The organism is Corynebacterium tuberculostearicum, from assembly GCF_022347235.1.
Classification (GTDB): Bacteria; Actinomycetota; Actinomycetes; order Mycobacteriales; family Mycobacteriaceae; genus Corynebacterium; species Corynebacterium tuberculostearicum_F.
In genome coordinates this window covers 152,440-173,631 of record NZ_JAKRDX010000002.1, presented here as the reverse complement: position 1 = coordinate 173,631, position 21,192 = coordinate 152,440, and the positions used below count along the sequence as shown (strand labels likewise).

Below are 21,192 nucleotides of genomic sequence, written 5' to 3'. Positions count from 1 at the left end.
CATTGCGGCCGGCGCGGGCTTTGCCGTTTTCGCACCCGTGCGCAAGGGGTGTTTCCCCCGACTGTGGATAACTGTGGCCGTAACTTTCCCAGCCGCCACTTCGCTCACTCGCCTTTCCCTGCAGCCTTGTTATCCACAGGCCCGGCCGCCACCTCCTCGCGCCGGCCGGCAACGTGCCCTTTCCTAGGAGGCATGACACCACCACTGACCAATATCGACTCCATCCGCACCAACCACCCCACCTTTTGGACCGACCTGAAAAACGGCACCTACCTCAAACTCGCACCGCGCATCGCAGTCCGGCGCGATCACTACCACTGCCTCGACTTCCCCTCCCAGCTGCGCCTGCGCGCCATCGCCGCCGCCCGCAGCGCCTATACCGCGGTGCTCATCTCCAAGTCCGCCGCCCGCGTCCACGGGCTGTGGGTCATCGCCACGGCCGAGGAAAAGATTGAAATGGCCCTTCCCACCAATACGCTTCCCCACAAGGACCGCCGCCATCCCGAGCGCATCTACCGCAAGGCTTTACTTCCCGAGCCCATCCTCGTGGACGGCACCCGCTGCGTTTCCAAGGCCCGCGCGGTTATCGACGTCGCCCGCTACCACGGCTTCACCGACGGCCTCATCGCCGCCGACTCGGCTTTGCGCTCCGGCCTGAGCCGAGAAGACCTCAAGGAAGAGTTCGCCCGCATGGGCCGGGTGCGCAATAGCCGCATCGTCCGCGCCGTAATCCACCACGCCTCTTCCCTTTCCCGCTCTCCTTACGAGTCTTTCGCCCGCGCCCTCCTCATTGAGGCCGATTTCCCCTGGCCCATGTTCTTCGAGGCGCCGTTCACCGCGCTGCCTGGCATCACGACCGCCCTATGCATCAACAGCGCCTACCTCATCGACATCATCCCTGCGAAGGCACTTCCCCATCAGCGTGAGCGCCACCGACGTCTGCGCGAGGCCGGCTTCACCGTCCTCTGCTATACCCCGCGACAGCTCATCGACCACCCCACTCGCTTCCTGACCGACCTCATTTCCACCATCTCCGCCAGACAAGAGGCCGCCCGTTCTGCCTAAGTCCACGCTTCCTGCCTCCCGCCATCCTCTACCCCGCCGCCCTTCGCGCTCACCAGCGGTGCTTTCGCCGCGGAATCCACTGCGCCGGTGAGCGCGAAGGGAGGCCGATGGCGAATGCCTCGCAAGAGAACCCACCGAGACTTCGCCGCAATAAGAAAGAACCTCCGCGAGCATATGCTCGCGGAGGTTCCAATGACTCCAGCTACTGCCTCAACGGGAAGGTCTTACTGGTTGATGCGCCATGGGACGCTGTTCTTCGGCAGCATGCCGTGGGTGTAGAGGTAGTCAATGGTGGACAGGATGCCCAGCACCGTGCCGCCGCCTACGAGCGCAGCCAGGAAGGAGAACCCTGCGACGGAAGACATGTCTGCGTCCTTGCCGTCCTTACCGTTGATGCCATCACGGCCATCGCGGCCGTCACGACCATCGCGTCCATCGCGTCCGTTCTCGCCATCCTTACCGTCACGACCGTCACGGCCATCCTGACCATCCTGGCCATCTTCGCCGTCGCGGCCGTCCTTACCGTCTTGGCCATCTTCGCCATCGCGGCCGTCACGACCATCGCGGCCATCGCGGCCGTTCTCGCCATCCTTACCGTCACGGCCGTCACGGCCATCGCGACCGTCGCGGCCATCCTGGCCATCCTTGCCATCTACGCCGTCCTGGCCGTCTTTGCCCGGAACGACCGCAGCTTCGGTAGTGGAAGGCTCGGTGGATTCCTCAGAAGTCGGCTCTTCAGCGGAAGTTTCTTCAGCGGAGGTCTCCTCGATGGAGGTCTCTTCAGCGGAGGTCTCCTCGGTGGAGGTCTCCTCGGTGGAGGTCTCCTCGGTGGAGGTCTCTTCTGCGGACTCGGACGGGGTGGTCTCCTCAGAGGTAGCATCCTCAGAAGCCGGAGCCTCGGAAGTGGTCTCCTCAGAAGAAGGCTCCTCGGAAGGGCTCTCCTCGGCAGGCTGGTCCTTGGTCTTCTTGCCGTTGAGCATATCGGAGCACAGCTGGCCAGCCGGGGCGTTGACGGCCGCGAGATCGGAAGCTGCGGTGGAGATGTTGTTCAAGGAGTCTTCGATGCTCTTCTGCTGGTCCTTGCTCAGCTTCAGGTCGCCGGCGACGCTCGCACCTGGAACCAGGCCGGCGATGGTAACGGCTGCATTAAAGAGCTTCAAGATAACCTTGGTGCCCTTGCCAAAGGCGCCGTCGGCGAACTTAAGCAGGCCGGAGACGGTCTTCTTAGCACCATCCGGGTTATTCATATCAACGTCGGCATCGGCGTTATCGATACGGCCGATGGCCATGCCCTGGGCGCGGGAGAGATCCCAGGTAACGGTCTTGTCCTTCTCGCCTTCCTTGACCAGCTTGGCAATGCCGTCCCAGGTCTTACCGGAAATCTTATCGATGAAATCAGCCGGAACGAGGTCGCCGACAACCGGGATGATCTCCCAGACGGTCTTGAGGATCTTTTCGCCACCATCGTAGAAGGCCTTAGCCAAGGCAAGCTTGAGGTCAAGCATGTTGCCTTCCTTGTCAGGGGCATCAGTTACCTCACAGACGAGCTTGTCCTTCTGCTCATCCTTGACCACCTTGACATTGACGTCGCCGTTGGAGGCCTCGGTCTGTGCGAGTTCCTCGAGGGTGGTCGGCTTTGCAGACTCCTCAGAAGCCGGAGCTTCGGCGGTCTCCTCCGCGCCGTCTACGGCGTACGGGGTGATGGACTCGGCGGCGTCTTCTTCTGCGTCGAGTTCTTCCATCGCCTTATCGCCGGCGTTGTTTTCCTCGAGCAGCTTGCCGTTCTCATCGAATTCGATCCCGTTGAGGCTAACGGTATCGTCGGTGGTCTTTTCCTCGACAAAGGTGGTGTCGTCGGCGGCGACGGCGTTAGGCACAACAGTGATGGAAGAGAAGGTGGCTACGGCCACTGCGCTGGCAATGAGGCGAGAAGTTCGGCGTGCGCCCATGGTTTAACTCCCTGTAGATGTGGTTAAAGAATGTGATTGCGCGCGCCGCGTGTGGATGCTGCTAGGTCACGGCGTTCGCTTGGACGGGAATTACCCTACAGCGCGTTGAGAGTATTTTCTACTTAGATTTTAAGGTTGATCCAGCAACAATACCGCTGGATACACAACCCAACCCACTGAACAGGCATAACAGAAATTATATGGAACGGCTGTTAACCTAAAATTTCCCTAACTGCTTCCCCGAATCGGGGCGCCCTAGCGCAGAAAACTTCAACGGCCACCGAGAGAGGGAATCTCGGTGGCCGTGAACATCCCCTTGCGTGAAACAAGGAAGTCTATGTGGTTTATGCAGTTGTAGCCCGGCGGGCCGCCTCGCGCTTAGCCCGGACCTTTTCCACCACCGCGGCAACCCGGGCGCGCTCTTCTAGGAACTGCGGTGGGTTATGCCCGCGCATCGTGCGGACATAGGCCGGGTGGGTATCAAGCACCGTGTGCTTCCACGCTTGGACCGCAATGAGGGCGGACTCGCCGGTGCGCTTGTACAAGTGCGGCAGCGAGACCATGTCGAGGTTGCGGGCTACGGCGTCGGTTTGCGCAAGCACGTACTCAACTACCTCGCGCAGGTAATCTGCCACGGCCTGGGTGCGAGAGCGTAGGGACTCGGCCAGCTCGTGTACCACGATGGGCTTGGAGATGGGGAATCGCTCATCCAATAGGCGCGGGGTCAGTTGTTCCGGCTCTTCCACGTCGTTCACGCCGGAAGAAGCAGCGGAAATGGTGCCGGAGCGCACGCCGGAGACCAAGGCTTGGCGCAGGCCCATCAGCTCGCCTACGCAACGGCCGGAGTCAACGCGGGCGTCTTCGACGATATCGCCCAGCTCAGCTAGGCAATCCATGCACAGCTCTTCGTCCCAATCCTCGATGGCTTCAATGAGGTGCTCGAGGTACTCTGCGACTTCGTCGCCGATATTGTAAATCTCTTGCGTAAGCTCGCGGTGGCGCAGCTCGGCGGCGATTTTGTGCATTGGCTTCGAGCCACTCCCTTCCACGATCCCATTTCTAACCTCTAGTAGAGGTTGAGGTTTGCTGTAACGCCTCACGACTTTATGCGAGATCCGCCGCCGCGAGCGCGCGACACTCCGAAGCCATTCACAGGTTTATGGCAGGTTCGCCCGCACTGGGGTGAGGATGGTGGGGTGAGCTGCAGAAGGGGGGCGTCGGCAAGCAGGGCAAAAAGAAACACCCGAGGGAATTCCCCCGGGTGTACCCACCGCGCAGCCTAGCGCTTGTACAGGTGCTCGATGGCCGCGGCGTAGCGCTGCGAAACCACGTTGCGCTTGACCTTCATGGTGGGGGTCAGCTCGTTTTCTTCCTCGGTAAGGTCAGATTCGAGGATGTAGAACTTCTTAATCCCCTCCGCGTGGGAGACGGTGGCATTGACCTGGTTGATGGCATCCTGCAGCTCCGCGCGCAGGGTCGGATCGGTAGCCAGCTCGCGCATGGAGCGATTCTCCGGAATGTTGTGGTCCAGCTTCCAGCGCTTCAAAATATCCGGATCCAGGGTCAGCAGCACGCCAACGAAGGGCTTGCCATCGCCTACCACCATGGCCTGGGAGATAAGCGGGTGCCCGCGCAGGATATCCTCCATCGGGCCAGGCGAGACATTCTTGCCGCCGGCCGTGACAATGAGGTCCTTCTTGCGGCCGGTGATAACGAGCTTGCCGTCCTCATCAATCTCACCCAGGTCGCCGGTGTTGTACCAACCATCCTCGAGGGCCTCGGCCGTGGCCTCCGGATTATTCCAGTAACCGTGGAAGACGATATCGCCCTTGATGCAGATTTCACCTTCCTCGTTGATGCGGAAGGTCACGCCACCCATCGGCGGGCCAACGGTGCCGATGGACTGATCCACAAAGTCCACTGCGGCCGCGGCGGCGACCTCGGTCAGGCCGTAGCCCTCATAGACCGGGATGCCGATACCGCGGTACCAGTGCAGCAGGTCATGGCCCATGGCCGAGCCACCGGTAATGCAGTAGTTCACGTTGCCACCCACGCCATTGCGGATGGTGGAGTACACCAGCTTGTCAAAGACCTTGTGCTTGGCCTTCAGGAGGCGGTCCGGGCCCTCCGGCTTATCCAAAGCCTTGGAGTACTCGATGGCTACCTTCTCGGACTGCTCAAAGAGCAGGGTCTTGATACCGGAATCGGCCGCCTTAGCGGCGGCAGAGTTGCGCACCTTTTCAAAGACGCGCGGCACGCCCAAGATGACATTCGGGCGGGAGCGGGCGAATTCGATGTTGATGGTGGAAAAATCCGACCAGTGATTCTGGGAGGCGCCGCGCAGGGCCACCGCAATGGATACCGCGCGGGCAAAGACGTGTGCCAACGGCAGGAAGGTCAAGGTATGGCTGCCCGGGACGGCGAAGATACCAATCGGGTTGGTGCACAGGCCGCGGGTCTGGGCTAGCCAGTTGCGGTGGGTGAGGATGCAGCCCTTGGGGCGTCCGGTGGTACCCGAGGTATAGACCAAGGAAGCCAGATCATCGGTGGAGGTGGCCTTGATGCGGGCGTATACCTCGTCGGCGGCCACGCCGCGGCCCTCGAACTTCAAGGTATCGATGGCAGAGGAGTTAATTTCCAGCACGCGACGCAGCTGCGATGGGGAGCCCTTGAGGTTGGGCTCGCCGTCTTCTTGCAGCACCAGGTTTTCTACCAGCTCGGAGTGCTCGCGGGTTTCCGTGATGGCGAGCACGGCGCCGGAGTCCTCGATGATCCAGCGCACCTGAGAGGCGGACGAGGACGGGTAGACCGGCACGGAGGCGGCACCCGCGGCCCAGATGGCAAAGTCCAGCAGGGACCATTCATAGCGGGTGGCAGAGATGAGGGCGACGCGATCCCCCTGCTGCACACCCAGGGCGATAAGTCCCTGGGCTACTTCAAAGACCTCATCGATGAATTCTTTGCCCGTAACGTTGACCCACTCGTAGTTAGCCGGGCGGGTAAACATGACGCCGTGAGGGCGCTGCTTCGCAGTGTCCATCAGGGCGGTCAGGCAGGTTTCGCCCGGCTCGATAGTAAATTGCGCCGGGGTATGCACTTCTTGCAGGGTCACGCGGTGTCCTTTCGAACAGCTAATTATTAATCTTCGCCTACTGTACCAATCTGTTCCCCAGCAGGTGCGTTGTCCCCGTGGCACAATGTGGCCTGTGACTACCCGCGACTTGCTTGAAGAACTCGCTCAGCGCCACGGCGTGGCCACCAGCTATACCTCCCAGTCTGGTTTCCCCGTCCACGTCGCTGAAGACACTATTGCCTATACCCTGCGCGCCTTGGGCGTGGCCATCGATGACAATCCAGACGATGCCGCACTGACGCAGCTGCTTTACGACGACTACCTGGACCGCTCCTCCCAGCCCCTCCCCCACTGCGTTGTCGCACCCCAGGGCCAAGAGCGCGGGTTCGTGGTCCACGTGCACGCGGGCGATGCCGCCAACGTACACATTGAGCTGGAGGAAGGAGGCACCCGCGAGGTCTACCAAGACCCCAATGACGCCCCGGATGCTGACGTTGATGGCACCCTGTGGGGCGAGGCGAGCTTCCACATCCCCGGCGATCTGCCCATGGGGTACCACGAGTTGGTGTTGGAGTCTGGGGGCATCGGCAAGCATGCCTGCCCGCTGATTATCACCCCGGCGCGGCTTTCCACGGCCGATGAGTTTGTGGAGCGCCCCATTAGCGGCGTGATGGCGCAGCTGTATTCGGTGCGCTCGGAGTCCTCCTGGGGCATCGGCGATTTCCAGGATTTGGGGCAGTTGGCAGAAACGTTGGCCCCGCACGCGGATTTCTTGCTGGTCAACCCGCTGCATGCGGCCGAGCCGCTTCCGCCGGTGGAGGACTCGCCGTACCTGCCCACCACGCGGCGCTTTATCAACCCGCTCTACCTGCACATCGAATCCATCCCGGAGCTCAAGCTCCTGCCGGAGGACCTGCAGGATGATGTGCGCGAGCTGGCCGAGGAGTTTCGCCAGCGCAATCGCAGCGCCGAGGAGATTGACCGCGACACCATTTTTGAGGCCAAGCTGCAGGTGCTGCGCGAGCTCTTTAACTACCAGCCCTCCCCGGAGCGCGAAGAGGCCTTCGTGCGCTACGCCCGCGAGGAAGGCCGCGGTCTGCGCGATTTCGCATATTGGTGTGCGCAACAAGACGCCGCCGCACAGTCGGGCCAGCGCCATGCCGAAGGCCTGGACATGGACACGCTCACGCGCTTTTATTCCTGGCTGCAGTTCCTGTGCGATGAGCAGCTGGCCGCCGCGCAGCAGCGCGCGCTCGATGCCGGCATGCGCCTGGGCCTGGTGACTGATCTTGCCGTGGGTGTGCACCCAGGCGGCGCCGATGCCGTGAACCTCACTGAGTATTTGGCGCCGCAGTGCTCGGTAGGCGCCCCGCCGGATGACTATAACCAGCAGGGCCAGGATTGGTCGCAGCCGCCGTGGCACCCGCAGCGCCTGGCCGCCGCGGGCTATGCCCCGTGGCGCGAGATGCTCTCCACCGTGCTCCGCCATGCCGGCGGCGTGCGCGTGGACCACATCTTAGGGCTTTTCCGCCTGTACTGGATCCCGCGCATGGCCAGCCCGCTGACGGGCACCTATGTCTCCTATGACTTTGAAGCCATGGTGGGCATCTTGGCGCTAGAGGCGCAGCGCGCCAGTGCGGTGGTCATCGGTGAGGACCTCGGCACCGTCGAGCCGTGGGTACAAGACGTGCTCGCGCAGAAGGCGGTGCTGGGTACCTCCATCGTGTGGTTTGAGCGCGACGATGATGACTACTCCCCGCTGCCGCAGGACAAGTACCGCCAGCTGGCGCTTTCCTCAGTCAATACCCACGATCTGCCGCCAACCTTGGCATACCTGCGCGGCGATCATATTTCGCTCCGCGCGCGCTTAGGCGTGCTGACCCGCTCGGTGGAGGACGAGCAGCGCGATGACATCGAGTGGCAGGCCCGTGTACTCGGCACCGTGGCGGACCGAGGCCTCTTGCCGCAGCGCGACTACCTGGTGGATCCGGCCGAGCGCGCGTCCCGCGGCGCGGAGGAAGAGATTTCTGTGGCGCTGCACCGCTATATTGCGGGCACGCCTTCGGCGCTTGCCTGCACCAGCTTGGTGGACATGGTGGGCGATGTGCGCGCGCAAAACCAGCCGGGCACCACGCATGAGCTATACCCCAATTGGTGCGTGCCGCTATGCGATACCAACGGCACCGCTCTGCTCATCGAGGATCTTCCTGAGGTGGAATTCTTCCAGCGCTTAGCAACCACCAGCAGGAAGGACTAGCGCTGGGCCTAGGCCTCTGCGCGCAGTGGGCGCGTCTAGGTCCACAGGCCGATGAGGGCAACGACGATGACCAGCGCGATCATCGTCCACAGCGTGAGGGAGACGCGGGATTTGGGCAGGGCGCGCTTGCGCTTTGCCGGCTGGGCGCCGGGCTTAGTTGCCGAGGCGGAAGACTGGCCGGCACGCTTGGCTTCGGGGTCCCACAGGCCCTCGCGGGGGTTGGCGCGCAGCTCGGCGCGCTCTTGCCGCGCGCGCTCGTTATTTTCCTCAGCCATGGTGGTCTACCTTAGTGCTGCGGCTGCGCTGCTGGGAAATCACTCCGGCGGCCCGATTGGCCACGCGGTCAACCGCCCACATCAGGCACCACGCTATGACCACCATGAGCGGCACGGCGATGGCCACCACGATGACCATTTGAATCCACACGGGCGCCTGCACCAACAATTGCGATAGCGTGCTGCCCAAGCTCGTCAACCACTCCATGGCTACTTATCCTACTTGCTCGCGGTAATCTGGCTGACATGTCGAGCGCCCAGATTCCCGTTACCGTCGCCACCGCCTCCGGCCGGATCACCGGCGTGCGCCGCGATGGCCTGCACTACTTCCACTCGGTGCGCTATAGCACCATCCCCAGTGATTACTCGCCTGCCGAGCCGCTGGATGGCGCCCTTGATCAGGATGCCCGCGAGCCGCGCCCAAATGACATTGCGCTGAGCATTACCGCGCCTGCCGACGCCGCCGAGTGCCCCGTCGTGGTCTATATTCACGGCGGCCGCTTTGAGCATGGCTCGCACGAGGACCCACGGCTTACGGGAACTAAGAATGCCCGCCACGGGGTAATCCAGGTCAACGTGGGTTACCGGGTGGGCTTGGCCGGCTTTGCGCGCTTCGACGGCGACGAGGCGGACCGCTACCGCGGCATTGATGATTGCCTCTTGGCTTTGGAGTGGCTACAGGACAATATCGAAGCCTTCGGCGGCGATAAGACCAATATCACCCTGGTGGGCCAATCCGCCGGGGCGGCGATAAGCCTGTGGCTGGCGCGCCGCGATCACTTCCGGGGCGGGTTCCGCCGCGTGCTGGCGCTCTCGCCGGCATTCCCGCGCGACCGTTTTGAACACCGCATCACCGACCTGCGCCGGGCCCTCGGCGTGCCGGTCACGCGCCAGGCGCTGGAAAAGATGGATCCTGAATCGCTGGCCAAGGGCTATGCCAAATTCCGCAAGAAGTACCGCTTCGATGTCGCCTTGGGCCCTGCGCCACTGCGCGCCGAAGAATTGGCGGATATTCCCATCGTGGTGACCTCCACCCGCGATGAGTTCTACACCATGCCCGCGGCCGAGCGCATAGACAAGATGGCGTTTGCCGGCTTTATTACCAGCTACCTCTCGCCCAAGTTCGGGATGTCACACGATCGTTTCAAACAGTGGCGGCAGCTGGCACACTACGTCGATCCGCAGCGGCCGATGGGCCGGCTCATTGGTGATGCCGCCGTGCGCCGCTGGACCGCGCAGGTAGCCGAGGAGGCTCCAGGCCCGACCTGGATGATGGAATTTACCCGGACCGAAGCCCCCGCGGTGCACTGCGCCGAGTTGGACCCGCTCTTTGGCGGCAGCGGAGGCGAGGAGGCCGACGCTTCCCCGGCCGGCGAGCTCAACGAGTGGCTGCGCCACTATGCCACCACGGGAGAGCCCGGATTCCCCGGCTACGGCGATGACCACCAGGTGTTGGAATTCAACCTGGATACGGGCGAGCGTCGGCTAGCCTATGCCACCTTGGACTATGTGGCCGCGGCCTTCTATAACGACGACGAGCTTGGGGTGTAGCGGGCGCCGAAAATTACAACGCGGCACGCAGCGCGCTATCCGCGAGCTCGTCAATCATCCACGGGCTAAAGACGCCGGGCATGGCATCGGCGGCGGCGAAGAGGTTTTCTGGCTCGACCCATTGGTAGGAATCTACCTCGTCAGGGTTGGGCTCCCAGGTGGCGTCGGCAGCAAGCTCAACGGTATATACCGGGCAGATTTCATTTTCTACCGTGCCGGAGGAATCCACCGCGCGATAGGAAAAGTCCGGCAGAATAAGCCGCGGGGCGGACAGATCCGCCGGCGCAATGCCCAGCTCAAAGGAAGCGCGGCGCAGCACCGCATCCGCGGTCTCCTCGCCGGGTGCGGGGTGGCCGCAAAAGGCATTGGTCCACACGCCGGGCCAGGTGCGCTTGCTCAGGGCGCGGCGGGTGACCAGCACCTTGCCACCGCAGGTCAACCAGGCAGAAAAGGCGAAGTGCAGCGGGGTATCAGTGGTATGAACTTCGGCCTTGGGAGCGGTGCCGATGGGTTCGCCCTCGGCAGAGGCCAAGACTACAAGTTCCGTCATAGATTAAGGTCTCCTACCCAGGTCACGTTGCCAATGTGCAAGCGCGCATTCCACAGGTTGCCAGGCGTCACGTCAAAGCGGTACTGCAGGTTGACCGAAGCGCCTGCACCCAGCGGGAGATCGAGTCCCGGGGGCTCCACGTCTGGGGCAGATTCCTTGTCATAGGGCAAGGAGTTGATCTTGGCCCAGCCGCCGTTGCCGTCGGCACGCTCCAGGGTGGGGTCCTCAAAGGCGTCGACAGGCAGGGGCACATCGTTTTTATTCTTGAGCAGAATGGTCACTACGGTGCCACCGGTGTTGCTATCGGTATACACACCCTGCAACTCCCAGCTCACACCAAGGCCCTTATCCTCTACCGGCTCGCCCAGATTAGAGGTGACTTCCTTATCGTCGGTGTCCTTGGCCTCGTACGGGGCCTCTTCGGAGCTGGAGACGGTGATATGGTCCCCCAGCCCGGTTTCTTCCGGCTGGAGAACGCTACATCCGGTCAGGGTCACGGCGAGTACGCTGACTACGCCCGCGCCGAGTGTGTGGGAAATTTTCACCGTGGATGGATCCTTTGCACGCGAAGATTGTTGTATTTCTGCACAAGTACCTTAGCCTAAACCACCCTGAACTTAAGTATTTACGCTCGTTAACGCCGCATGTGGCATACTGGGCAGTCGCTTAAATCTCTCCCTCCTTTTCCCTAATTCCGCGCACTAACCGCCGTTTCGAAGTGAGTGTGGTCTACTTATGAATTCCATTTTGCGCATTACCCGCAGTGCCTCTGCCCTGTGGCCCTACTATCTAGGCGTGCTGCTGACCGCCACGATAACGGCGGTCGTTGCACTGGTCTCGCCGTTTTTGACGCGCGAAGCCACCGATACCATCGTGGGCGCCCTGCAGAACGACGCCCCGCTGGGCGATGCGCTGCGTACGGTGCTGTTGCTGGCAGTAGCGCTTTTTCTTGCCGACGCCGCCAATGCCCTCTTCCGCAATATCGGCGGCTATATCGGCGATGTCATGGTCTCGCGTCTGCGCGAGATTTTGTCCACGCGCTACTTTGCCAAGCTGCTAGCCCTCCCGCAGGGCTATTACGATAACCAGGTCACCGGCACGATCATCGCCCGGCTGGATCGCTCGATTGCCAATATCACACAGTTCGTGCAGTCCTTTGCCAATAACTTCTTCACGATGATCATCCAGACCCTCGCGGTGCTGGCCATTACTGCGTGGTATTACTGGCCGCTGGCTATCCTGCTCGCGCTGCTCTTTCCGGTCTATATGTGGCTTACCGCGCTCACCTCGAAGCGCTGGCAGAAGTTTGAGGCCGTCAAGAACGAGAATATCGACGTCGCCAACGGCCGCTTCGCGGAGGTCATCGGCCAGGTCAAGGTGGCTAAGTCCTTCGTGAGCGAAACCCGCGAGCTCTCCCACTTTGCCAAGCGCTACCGCACCGTGGTCGATACCACCAAGCCACAGTCGCGCTGGTGGCACATGATGGATACCTTCCGTGGCCTAGCCATGGCGGTTATCTTCCTCGGCATTTACGGCGTTATCTTCTGGCGCACGCTCGAGGGGCATTTCTCCTTGGGCGATATGGTCATGCTGCTGCAGATGGTTTCGAGCGCAAAGCAGCCGGTCTTTATGATGAGCTGGATTGTCGATACCGCCCAGCGCGCCATCGCCGGTTCCAAGGACTACTTCAAGGTCATGGAAGAAGAGCTCGAGCCCACCGCCCCGCGCGAGCTGGTTGCGGCCACCACCGGTTCGCATACCCCGCAGCTCGACCTCACCCCGGTCAGCCCGCTGGAGCCCACACCCGGCGCGCCGGTCTTCTCCTTTGATCACGTCTCCTTCGCCTACGAGGAGGGCAAGCCCGTGGTGGAGGATATTTCCTTCGCCGCCTCTGAGGGCCACAAGGTGGCGCTCGTGGGCGAGTCCGGCGGCGGCAAGTCCACGTTGGTCAACCTCTTGCTAGGCCTTTACCATCCCTCGGCCGGACACCTGGATGTACTGGGGCACCGAGTAGACGATCTCACCGCCTCGCGCCTGCGCGCCTCAGTGGGCGTGGTCTTCCAGGAGTCCTACCTCTTTTCCGGCACCATTCGCGAGAACATCGCTTATGGCAAGCCGGGTGCCACGGAAGAGGAAATCGTGGACGTCGCCAAGCGGGCCAATGCCCATGAGTTCATCCAAGCCTTCCCGGACGGCTATGACACGGTCATTGGCGAGCGCGGTCTGAAGCTTTCCGGCGGGCAGAAGCAGCGCGTTTCCGTGGCGCGCGCCATGCTCAAGGATGCGCCCATCCTGGTGCTGGATGAGGCCACCTCGGCGCTGGATACCAAGTCCGAGCGCGCCGTGCAGGCCGGCCTAGATGAGCTGATGAAGGACCGCACCACGCTGATTATTGCCCACCGCCTATCCACCATTGCGGATGTCGATACCATCATCACCCTAGATCGCGGTCGCATTGATGAGATGGGCTCGCCGGCCGAGCTGGCACAATCCGGTGGCATTTATGCCGAGCTACTCAAGCTCACCCAATCCACCTCGGCCGCGGACCGCCGCCGGTTGAAGAAGTATGGCTTTGTCTCCGGCCCTGCCTCCGAATCCGAAGACGAGGAGGAGGACTCCCGGTGGGCCGACAAGGCAGATGAATAAAAGCGCATAAAAGCGCTGGGGTGGCCGCGGGCTTCGCGTTATGGTTATGGCCATGGAGTTTCCTAGCCTAGAAGAGTTGCAAGCCCGCGGAACCCGCAAGTGGACCGTCTTCGAGGAAGACGTCCTGCCGCTGTGGATCGCGGAGTCCGATTTCCCCACCGCGCCCGCCGTAAAGAAGGCACTGGAAGACATGGTGGATAAGGAATCCTTTGGCTATACCCCAGCGCCCAAGGCCTCGGGGCTGCGCGAAGCGGTGGCCGATTTCTACAACGACCGCTACGGCTGGCGCCCCAACTCCGACCATATTGTCTGGATCGGCGATGTAGTGCGCGGCCTCTTGCTCGGCGTACAGTACTTCACCCGCGAGGACTCCCCCGTGATCGTGCCAGTTCCTTCCTACCCACCGCTTTTGGAGCTGCCACGCACCGCGGGCCGCGAGAAGATCGAAACCAGCTTGGAGCTCGACGATATTGAGCGCGCCTTCCAAGCGGGCGCGGGCTCCATTTTGCTGGCCAATCCTTATAATCCGCTCGGCCGCGCCTTGGATGAGGAGTTCCTCACCGAGCTAGTGGAGCTGGCGGAGAAGTATGACGCGCGCATCTTGGCCGATGAAATCCATGCCCCGCTGGTCTATGAGGGCCGGCATATCCCGGTAGCCTCGCTCGGCGCGGCGGCCGCGGAGCGCACCATCACGGTCACCGCTACGTCTAAGGCCTTTAACACCGCCGGCCTCAAGTGCGCGCAGATGATTTTCTCCAACCCGGCCGATGTTCAGACCTGGAACTGCCTTTCTGGCGTGGCCAAGGATGGCACGGGCACCTTGGGAGTGTTGGCCGCGGAGACCGCCTACCGCGAGTGCGGCGATTTCCTCGATGAAGAGGTGGCCTACCTGCGCGAGACTCGCGATTGGTTGGTGGAGGAGCTGCCCAAGCGCATCCCCGGGCTAAAGACCAGCAAACCGGATGCCACATACCTGCTGTGGTTGGACTTTGCCGATACCGCCATCGGTGGCAATCCGCAGCCGGCCAAGTGGCTGCGCGAGAATGCCAAGGTGGCACTCAATGAGGGCGACACCTTCGGCACTGGCGGCCCGGGCCATGCACGGTTGAACTTTTCTACCTCGCGCGAAATCTTGGAAGAAGCGCTCGACCGCATGGAGCGCGCCTTCGCGGACCTCGATTAGGCCGGCCCAGCTGGGACCACCATGTATTCTGCGTCACCCCCACGCTTTGATTTCTCACCATGTGGGCGGTAATGTCCCATTACACGAACAGGCGTGACCCGCCACCTCGGACCACGAAGAGGTACCCCACCTCCGCCACCACCCTCGGCGGAATGGGGAAGCTTCCTCGCATTCTAGCTGTACATGGAAAATTAAGGAGCCACAATGGCTACCCCAGTTGCGTCAAGCACCTCTAAGCCCGGCGCCACCATCGTAATTGCGTCGCTGATGCTGTTTTCGATGTTCTTCGGCGCCGGCAACCTCATCTTCCCGCCCATGGTGGGCGTTTCGGCCGGCACCAACTTTTGGCCCGCCGTCCTCGGCTTTCTTGCCGCCGGCGTGCTCCTTCCGGTCCTAGCTATTGTTGCCGTTGCCATTTCTGGCCGCTCCGTGCGCGATTTGAGCTCCAACGGCGGCGCCCTCTTCGGCCTGGTCTTTTCCGTGATGGCCTACCTGGCCATCGGTGCCTTCTACGCCCTGCCGCGTACCGGCGCCGTGTCCATGGAAACCGCCATCACCCCGCTTCTGGGCTGGGAAGGAACGATGGCCAATGGCATCTTCAATATCGTCTTCTTCCTTATCGCTTTAGTGCTGGCCTGGAGCCCGAACACCATCATCGATACCTTGGGCAAGTTCCTTACCCCAGCCCTGGTAGCGCTGTTGATCGTCCTTATCACTTTGGCCGCTTTTAGCAACGGCCGCGATCCCCAGACCCCTACTGAGGATTATTCTTCTTCCCCCATGGTCACCGGCTTGTTCGAGGGCTATAACACCATGGACGCGATTGCCGGCTTGGCCTTTTCCATCGTGATTGTTGCGTCCTTGCGCTCCAAGGGTTTTAAGACCCGCAAGTCCCTGGTCAACGGCACCATCACCGCCGCGCTTATTGCGGGCTTTTTGCTGGCCGCAATCTACCTGGGCTTGGCATGGGTGGGCCAAACTATCCCTAATGGCCAGTCCTATGAGTCGGGAGCGCCCCTGCTTGCCGACGCCGCCAATCTCACCATGGGCACCATCGGCCAGGCCGTCTTTTCTGCCATCGTCATCCTGGCCTGCATGACCACCGCGGTGGGCCTTATCACCTCCACCTCGGCCTTCTTTGAGATGCTCATGCCCAAGGTCAAGTACCACGTATGGGCGTGCCTGTTTACCGCGCTGTCCATCCTCTTTGCCTTCCAGGGCCTGGATACGGTTCTGTCTATCGCGGTTCCGTTCATCACCTTCTTGTACCCACCAGCCATCTCCCTTATCGCTCTCACTCTGATCCAGCCGATGGTGAAAAAGTCCGTCGTCTTTTACTGGACTTACCGCCTGGCGCTGTGGGTATCGGTGCTGTGGTCGGCTCTGTCCGTCATCGCCGCCCAGGGCTGGGGCGCCGACACACTCGATCCCCTCTTGAGCCTGGCGCCCGGCCAGTCCGTGGACTTGGGCTGGATTGTTCCTACCGCTATCGCGGCAGTTATCGGCCTCGTTGTCGATATCGCCACCAAGGCCGGCGAAAAGCACGCCGCTGCCAACCCGCCGGCGGCAGAGCCGGCGGAGGCCGATGCCCTCGCTGAGGCTTAGTCTTTTAGTCCTGCCTTACCCCCACTGGGACGTATGCACCCAGAACCCGCGGTCGAGCAGATTCTTGGGTGCATCGCGCGGCCTCGGGGTATGGGGACAGTGTACGCCGCTGATGTCCTCACTGGGTTTGGGTTACGAGCGCCCCGTCCACAGTAGGTTTAACAATCGCGACGTCCGCTTGGTAGTTTTCGACTACATCGGGCCGAGAGCCGAAGGACCACATTCTGCGCGGCCAAGCCATGCAACTGGGCGCCGATTATCGCGCGTTCGGCGCCGATGTCGAGGCGCTGACCGGCTCTAGACTCAGGGCCAAACTCGTGTCACCGATGGCTGCTATCGCCACGCAAAAAGCGGAAACAACAAGCTAGCGCAGACCGTCTAAGGATGAAAATGGCTCCTCGGCCGAGTTGCCATGCAAGGGCACGCGCACCCAAGGCGATTTACTTTTGGCGAGTAGCTCGGTGAAACGTACTGTTTGTTGCTTCATAGCCGTGGCGACGTCGGGCTCGCCATCACATGCCCAGATCATTCTTCCCCACCAGAAGCTCGCGGCGACGTCGGCCCACGAGACGAAGTGGTGCTGCAGCGCCGCCACGGCCTTATCTGAAATCTGCAGAAACTCTTCTGGCGAGATCCATCCCAACTCCGTTGCTGGTCCGCCGACGTTGTGGACTCGGATAATGTCCCATGCACGAGTAGTCGTGGGGAGTGCCGGAGCTGTTGCCGAGACAAATTTTTCCGAACGCAATAACCGAACGAGATGACGGAACTTATGTTCTCCGCCGCGCGTATCTACACCCGTTCCAGCGAAGAAATCTTTGAGAAACTCGACCTTTTCCTCGATTTCCGCCGCAAGTTCGTGTTCTGGAACATCCTTCACGGCGTAAGCAAGCGGTAATAGAAAATCATTTTCCACATGTTGGCCCCCCTCGAGGAAATGATCAATAACCTGATGAGCCTCCTGCACACCGGTTACCCCATAGCTTTGCTCAAGGAATTCTTTGTACTGCTCAGCCGTCACCTTGCCGATCTCCTTGCCCCCTAACGGAGTGGCAAACGATTTATTTTCCTTATACACCATCCCCCACGAGTGACGGCGTACCTCATCTGCGCTTGGCTCCGGTTCCGGCCATGGGAATTTGGCAAGCATGTAGGGCGTAGAATCATCAAACTTTGCGGGCGTGAACGTTGGGCTCATAACCCAACAAAGTACCGAGAATTTAGCCTAGAGTCAGTGGATCCTCCGAGAGTACCCCCATATTTGGGTTGTTTTACGTGCTAATTTGACACTCCCAAGCCGCAAATTTAGTTGGATTGTTAACCTCGATTGCATGACAGACCCCCAAACCGCATTGACCGACCGACCAGACCTCGGTGCTGCACTTGAACGTGCCGGCGATTCCGAGAGCTTGCGCGCTGCCGCCGTGGCCGTTGTGGAAGGCCTTGGTGTCGACGAGATCGTGCTGGAAGCCGCCACTACTAAAGCCAGTGGGGTGGACGGTGCTGCTTTTGTCACCAACCGAAGGATTCTAGTATCCAGCAACAAAAAAGACCCATCTCATTTTGAATTTCTTGAGCTTGACAACCTCGGAAACGTCATTGCCCTGCCTTACGAAGACGGTTGGGCGGTCGTGGCACAGCTCTACGACACGTACAAAGTGTGGAGTGGTTTCACTGAAAAAGCGGCAGAACGTATACAGTTTGCTGCCCAGTGGGCTCTGACAGCAGGCAGGGAAACACGGACGGAAGCCTCGCGCTCGGTGTCTTCCACGGAGCTCTTCAAGCGATGGAAAGATAACAAGGATCGACTCAACCGCAATAGCTTGGAAGAGCATGTTGAGTCGATGCGTTCCCTATATTCCGACATTGATTCACGGTGGTGGACTGAATAATGAACCGACTTGCATACCCCGGTTCGCCCGACCGGCTTAATGGGGCAGAAGATACGTCACACATCAAGCGCTCCTCATCGAAAGCGGAGAATACCTATCGCGGATACATCGAGCACGGGTCGTTGCCAAGTAAAGGTGCGTCTCCAGCGAATGCGGCAGACGCTCGCGGCAATGGCGGGTCGCCAGGTCTCAGCACCAAAAAGCAGCTATTGCTCGTTCCGGTAGTGATAGCCGTCATCGTTGTGGTAGTGATTGCCTATTTCGCAGCCAAAGACGCGCTCTTTGGTTCCAAGTCCGAAGAGTCCGCTCCTCCGGAACAGCCCGCTGCTGACGCACCCGCTAATTCCGGTTTCGCCGACGATAACGCTACTAACGAGACCGGAGGAGATACCACGGGCGACACACTGAGCGACTTTACTCCTGCCGACCACGCACCCGAACCGATTGCTGACTTCGCGAAGTACTGCACTGATTATGACGTGCAGTTTAACTACTACGGTGCGGACGGTTCACCTGCTCCAAAGGCGAAGGGCACTAACTGTGGCGTGGATACTGCGAAGGCACCTGAGGTTGGCTTCGTACTCTTTACCGACGATCCTTCCGCCACCGCCGCTGTTCGTGACGGCAAGCCTCTCCTCGATACCGTTGAGATTCCGGCAGAATCAACGCGCGGATCAACGTTCAAGGCCCAGAAATTGGATTCTTTCACGAGCGTCGCGGAAATCCTCCCAGATAGCCAAGGAATTGTTGAGTACACGATCCAAAGCAATGACCCTGAGGTGGCAAAGAAAACGCTAGTTAACCTCGGCGTGGCCAAGTAGAAATAGGCTTACCCACGCTTGTAGAGACAGCCCATTACGTTGTTAGCGGTTCCCCTTAGGGCACCGAAGATTCATAGCCTGTCCACCCGATTGGGCAGGCTATGTTTATTTCCGTTCCCCCCTCTGAAAGGACGCTGGAACTAGTCACTGGATTCGGTATGGCTTAATGCTGTCCCTGTCTTAAAATGCTCTGGGGCGGCATGCTCAAACTGCCAATAAGAACCTGACCCAACCCAGGCGGCATGAGGCCTCACAGTCTTGTGGATGCCAGTACCAACCTTGTCTACCCAGTCCCAGTGATTAAGACAAAGAAGGCAAAAGACACAACGCCACAGTCGTCGAACTCCCACCCCGACGCCTAAACGTTCTCTTTACCATGATGCGAAACGGCGAGCTCTACCGAGACATCTCCACAATCCAGGAGGCCGCAGCAGCCTAGAACCAACAGAACCTCATCCCAAGGCGATTGCACAGCAAGCCCAATCGCCTCTTCAAGATGCCCGAAAACAACATCCACAAAGCAAAGCAGAAGCCCCTCACGCCCCTCAACAACCTCACCCACGAACTTGACACCCCCTATAGGAACACCTCTCCGCAACTCACCACGGTGCCGAGGCGGAGGGGATTTTTATGTCAACAGGTCCCGGCGGCGATGCGGTATCACCTCGCCCGGAATAGTCAGGCGGCGCGTACCGTTGGAAGAAGAGAACTTAGACAGAATTTTCCGAAAGCAAAAGGAAGGCTCCCCCGTGACCGAACGCGCGCATCTTTCCGTCTTGGACTTCTGCACCATCTATGAGGGCGAAACTCCAGCACAGTCCATCGCCCGCTCCGTGCAATTGGCACAGGAAGCAGAAAAGCTGGGTTACTCCCGCATGTGGTACACCGAGCACCACAATATGAAGTCCATCATGTCCTCTTCCCCGGCCGTGCTCATCGCCCACATCGGTGCGAAGACCGAGCGCATCCGCTTGGGCTCCGGCGGCGTGATGCTGCCCAACCACTCGCCTTATGTCATCGCCGAGCAATTCGGCACCTTGGAGGAGATGTACCCCGAGCGCATTGACTTGGGCGTGGGCCGCGCCCCCGGTACGGACATGAATACCCTGGGCCGCGCGCTGCGCCGTGACGCCCACTCTGCCGAACGCTTCCCCGAAGACGTCAAAGAGCTCAACTCCTATCTCGAGGGCAAGTCTTATATCCCGGGGGTCAGCGCCGTTCCAGGTGCCAATACCAACGTGCCGATCTATATTTTGGGCTCGTCCATGTTCGGCGCCTCGCTGGCCGCCAAGCTCGGCCTGCCTTATGCCTTTGCCTCCCACTTTGCCCCGCAGCACCTCGAGCAAGCCACCACCTACTACCGCGAGCACTTCCAACCCTCCGAGCGCTTTAGCAAGCCCTATGTCATCGCCGGCGTCAACGTCACTGCCGCCGATACCACCCAAGAGGCACAGGAAGAATACGAGCGCGTGTGCTTCAACCGCGTCAAGGCCTTCGCCGGCCGCGGCAAGCACCTCACCGATGAGCAGGTAGAGCAGATCGTCGGCTCGTACCAGGGCCAGCAGATCCTAGACATGCTGAAGTACTCCGCCGTAGGCACCGCCGATGAGGTGGCCGCCTACCTCGATACCTTCCAAGAGCACGCCAAGGCCGATGAGCTCATGGTCTCGCTGCAGTCCAGCTCGCACGAGGAAGTAATCAAGAATATGCAGCTGCTCGCGCAGGGCTGGCAGCTCGATCCGGCACGCGTAGCCGGCACCCCGAGCTAGTCTTCGGCCCGCACTTGACCCAGGTGGTCGATGGGAACGCCGGGAAACCGTTCCCGGAGCTTTCCCTCGAGCTCTCGCTGGCCCAGGTTCGCCTGCTCCGGCAGGCGGGCCGAATACCGCTGGGCTTCTGCCAAGGTAGAAACGCGCACCCCGCCTGGGATCAGGGCAAGGAAATTCTGATCCGACTCGAGCGAATAGAACTGCACGCGCTCTAGCTCAGAGGCGGCGAAACTGGTCCGCTGGTGGGGCAAGGAAATTTTCTCGCCAATGCACAGCACCGGACGCGCCCGGCGTCGCGCGGAGGCCACCACCGCCAACATGGCGCACAACGCCCCGCCTAGGGGCATGAGCGCGGCAATGAGATAAACGAAGTGCAGGCGCGTACCAGCCGGTTCCTGCAGCGCCGAGTAAATAAGCACCCCGCCGATTACAAGCAGGGCAACGGCGATGATGACCGCCACCGTTACCGCCTTGCCTAGGCGCACGCTGCCGCTGGCCGCGCGTACTTCAATCGTTTCGGTGCTCTCGTCCACGGACACTTAGCCTAGCGTGTTCG

At 60.9% G+C, this 21,192-nt stretch carries 18 protein-coding genes and 1 pseudogene; 10 read left to right on the top strand and 9 right to left on the bottom strand.

The annotated features are described in order from the left end of the window. The first annotated feature begins 192 nt into the window (after positions 1 to 192). Positions 193 to 1,065 carry a hypothetical protein gene (locus MHK09_RS01920; protein WP_250412506.1) on the top strand — a complete coding sequence of 291 codons (873 nt, stop codon included), beginning with the start codon at positions 193 to 195 and terminating at the stop codon, positions 1,063 to 1,065. Positions 1,066 to 1,289: 224 nt separating this feature from the next. Here MHK09_RS01920 and MHK09_RS01915 read toward each other — a convergent pair whose 3' ends face one another. From MHK09_RS01915 to MHK09_RS01905, 3 genes are all read right to left on the bottom strand, one after another. Next, the gene (locus MHK09_RS01915; RefSeq protein ID WP_250412505.1) at positions 1,290 to 3,014 is read right to left on the bottom strand and encodes a collagen-like domain-containing protein; all 1,725 of its coding nucleotides are present in this window, start codon (positions 3,012 to 3,014) and stop codon (positions 1,290 to 1,292) included. Between the two features lie 344 nt (positions 3,015 to 3,358). After that, positions 3,359 to 4,039, bottom strand: a complete 681-nt coding sequence (locus MHK09_RS01910; RefSeq protein WP_005324183.1) for a hypothetical protein — start codon at positions 4,037 to 4,039, stop codon at positions 3,359 to 3,361. 254 nt (positions 4,040 to 4,293) lie between these two features. Beyond that, positions 4,294 to 6,126, bottom strand: a complete 1,833-nt coding sequence (locus MHK09_RS01905; RefSeq protein WP_250412504.1) for an AMP-dependent synthetase/ligase — start codon at positions 6,124 to 6,126, stop codon at positions 4,294 to 4,296. A 94-nt stretch (positions 6,127 to 6,220) separates the two neighbouring features. Between MHK09_RS01905 and malQ the strand changes: the two genes are divergently transcribed. After that, positions 6,221 to 8,344: a 4-alpha-glucanotransferase gene (gene malQ / locus MHK09_RS01900; protein WP_250412503.1), complete on the top strand. Its 2,124-nt coding sequence runs from the start codon at positions 6,221 to 6,223 to the stop codon at positions 8,342 to 8,344. A 35-nt stretch (positions 8,345 to 8,379) separates the two neighbouring features. Here the strand turns inward: malQ and MHK09_RS01895 are convergent, their stop codons facing one another. Continuing rightward, positions 8,380 to 8,619 carry a hypothetical protein gene (locus tag MHK09_RS01895; RefSeq protein WP_150851274.1) on the bottom strand — a complete coding sequence of 80 codons (240 nt, stop codon included), beginning with the start codon at positions 8,617 to 8,619 and terminating at the stop codon, positions 8,380 to 8,382. Continuing rightward, the gene (locus tag MHK09_RS01890; RefSeq protein WP_005324176.1) at positions 8,612 to 8,827 is read right to left on the bottom strand and encodes a hypothetical protein; all 216 of its coding nucleotides are present in this window, start codon (positions 8,825 to 8,827) and stop codon (positions 8,612 to 8,614) included. Before MHK09_RS01890 ends, MHK09_RS01895 begins: the two co-directional genes overlap by 8 nt. Positions 8,828 to 8,865: 38 nt before the next feature. Here MHK09_RS01890 and MHK09_RS01885 point away from each other — a divergent pair, with 38 nt between their 5' ends. Continuing rightward, complete coding sequence (locus MHK09_RS01885) at positions 8,866 to 10,170, top strand: carboxylesterase family protein (protein WP_250409397.1); 1,305 nt, start codon at positions 8,866 to 8,868, stop codon at positions 10,168 to 10,170. Positions 10,171 to 10,183: 13 nt separating this feature from the next. Here MHK09_RS01885 and idi read toward each other — a convergent pair whose 3' ends face one another. Continuing rightward, positions 10,184 to 10,720, bottom strand: coding sequence for an isopentenyl-diphosphate Delta-isomerase (gene idi, locus MHK09_RS01880; protein WP_250412502.1), 537 nt, complete (start codon positions 10,718 to 10,720; stop codon positions 10,184 to 10,186). Then, a complete protein-coding gene (locus MHK09_RS01875) occupies positions 10,717 to 11,265 on the bottom strand; it encodes a hypothetical protein (RefSeq protein WP_005326421.1) in 549 nt (182 codons plus the stop codon). Before MHK09_RS01875 ends, idi begins: the two co-directional genes overlap by 4 nt. Positions 11,266 to 11,455: 190 nt before the next feature. On the opposite strand from MHK09_RS01875, the gene MHK09_RS01870 reads away from it, so the two are divergent. From MHK09_RS01870 to brnQ, 3 genes are all read left to right on the top strand, one after another. Then, complete coding sequence (locus MHK09_RS01870; protein WP_250412501.1) at positions 11,456 to 13,366, top strand: ABC transporter ATP-binding protein; 1,911 nt, start codon at positions 11,456 to 11,458, stop codon at positions 13,364 to 13,366. Positions 13,367 to 13,418: 52 nt separating this feature from the next. Then, entirely contained in the window at positions 13,419 to 14,549 is a 1,131-nt protein-coding gene (locus MHK09_RS01865) for a MalY/PatB family protein (RefSeq protein WP_250412500.1), read from the top strand. A gap of 204 nt (positions 14,550 to 14,753) precedes the next feature. Further along, complete coding sequence (brnQ, locus tag MHK09_RS01860) at positions 14,754 to 16,154, top strand: branched-chain amino acid transport system II carrier protein (protein WP_250412499.1); 1,401 nt, start codon at positions 14,754 to 14,756, stop codon at positions 16,152 to 16,154. A gap of 364 nt (positions 16,155 to 16,518) precedes the next feature. Here the strand turns inward: brnQ and MHK09_RS01855 are convergent, their stop codons facing one another. Then, positions 16,519 to 17,352 (bottom strand): DUF1266 domain-containing protein, encoded by an 834-nt coding sequence (locus MHK09_RS01855; RefSeq protein ID WP_250412498.1) that lies wholly within the window; start codon positions 17,350 to 17,352, stop codon positions 16,519 to 16,521. A 133-nt stretch (positions 17,353 to 17,485) separates the two neighbouring features. Between MHK09_RS01855 and MHK09_RS01850 the strand changes: the two genes are divergently transcribed. The 4 genes and pseudogenes from MHK09_RS01850 (at position 17,486) to MHK09_RS01835 (ending at position 20,636) form a co-directional block, all read left to right on the top strand. Further along, positions 17,486 to 18,046 carry a hypothetical protein gene (locus tag MHK09_RS01850; RefSeq protein ID WP_250412497.1) on the top strand — a complete coding sequence of 187 codons (561 nt, stop codon included), beginning with the start codon at positions 17,486 to 17,488 and terminating at the stop codon, positions 18,044 to 18,046. Then, positions 18,046 to 18,867, top strand: a complete 822-nt coding sequence (locus MHK09_RS01845) for a hypothetical protein (protein ID WP_250410128.1) — start codon at positions 18,046 to 18,048, stop codon at positions 18,865 to 18,867. Before MHK09_RS01850 ends, MHK09_RS01845 begins: the two co-directional genes overlap by 1 nt. 307 nt (positions 18,868 to 19,174) lie before the next feature. Continuing rightward, positions 19,175 to 19,306, top strand: a pseudogene (locus tag MHK09_RS01840) (IS110 family transposase); the annotation flags it as partial. Positions 19,307 to 19,616: 310 nt separating this feature from the next. After that, positions 19,617 to 20,636, top strand: a complete 1,020-nt coding sequence (locus MHK09_RS01835) for an LLM class flavin-dependent oxidoreductase (protein ID WP_250412496.1) — start codon at positions 19,617 to 19,619, stop codon at positions 20,634 to 20,636. On the opposite strand, the gene MHK09_RS01830 is transcribed toward MHK09_RS01835, so the two are convergent. Beyond that, a complete protein-coding gene (locus tag MHK09_RS01830) occupies positions 20,633 to 21,169 on the bottom strand; it encodes a hypothetical protein (protein WP_250412495.1) in 537 nt (178 codons plus the stop codon). The genes MHK09_RS01835 and MHK09_RS01830 overlap by 4 nt on opposite strands. Positions 21,170 to 21,192 lie beyond the last annotated feature (23 nt).

What these genes read in the sequence shown, in the direction of transcription:
- MHK09_RS01920 (WP_250412506.1), top strand. Translation starts at nt 193, where the DNA reads ATGACACCACCACTGACCAATATCGACTCCATCCGCACCAACCACCCC.
- MHK09_RS01915 (WP_250412505.1), bottom strand. Translation starts at nt 3,014, where the DNA reads ATGGGCGCACGCCGAACTTCTCGCCTCATTGCCAGCGCAGTGGCCGTA.
- MHK09_RS01910 (WP_005324183.1), bottom strand. Translation starts at nt 4,039, where the DNA reads ATGCACAAAATCGCCGCCGAGCTGCGCCACCGCGAGCTTACGCAAGAG.
- MHK09_RS01895 (WP_150851274.1), bottom strand. Translation starts at nt 8,619, where the DNA reads ATGGCTGAGGAAAATAACGAGCGCGCGCGGCAAGAGCGCGCCGAGCTG.
- MHK09_RS01890 (WP_005324176.1), bottom strand. Translation starts at nt 8,827, where the DNA reads ATGGAGTGGTTGACGAGCTTGGGCAGCACGCTATCGCAATTGTTGGTG.
- MHK09_RS01885 (WP_250409397.1), top strand. Translation starts at nt 8,866, where the DNA reads ATGTCGAGCGCCCAGATTCCCGTTACCGTCGCCACCGCCTCCGGCCGG.
- idi (WP_250412502.1), bottom strand. Translation starts at nt 10,720, where the DNA reads ATGACGGAACTTGTAGTCTTGGCCTCTGCCGAGGGCGAACCCATCGGC.
- MHK09_RS01870 (WP_250412501.1), top strand. Translation starts at nt 11,456, where the DNA reads ATGAATTCCATTTTGCGCATTACCCGCAGTGCCTCTGCCCTGTGGCCC.
- MHK09_RS01865 (WP_250412500.1), top strand. Translation starts at nt 13,419, where the DNA reads ATGGAGTTTCCTAGCCTAGAAGAGTTGCAAGCCCGCGGAACCCGCAAG.
- brnQ (WP_250412499.1), top strand. Translation starts at nt 14,754, where the DNA reads ATGGCTACCCCAGTTGCGTCAAGCACCTCTAAGCCCGGCGCCACCATC.
- MHK09_RS01855 (WP_250412498.1), bottom strand. Translation starts at nt 17,352, where the DNA reads ATGAGCCCAACGTTCACGCCCGCAAAGTTTGATGATTCTACGCCCTAC.
- MHK09_RS01850 (WP_250412497.1), top strand. Translation starts at nt 17,486, where the DNA reads ATGACAGACCCCCAAACCGCATTGACCGACCGACCAGACCTCGGTGCT.
- MHK09_RS01845 (WP_250410128.1), top strand. Translation starts at nt 18,046, where the DNA reads ATGAACCGACTTGCATACCCCGGTTCGCCCGACCGGCTTAATGGGGCA.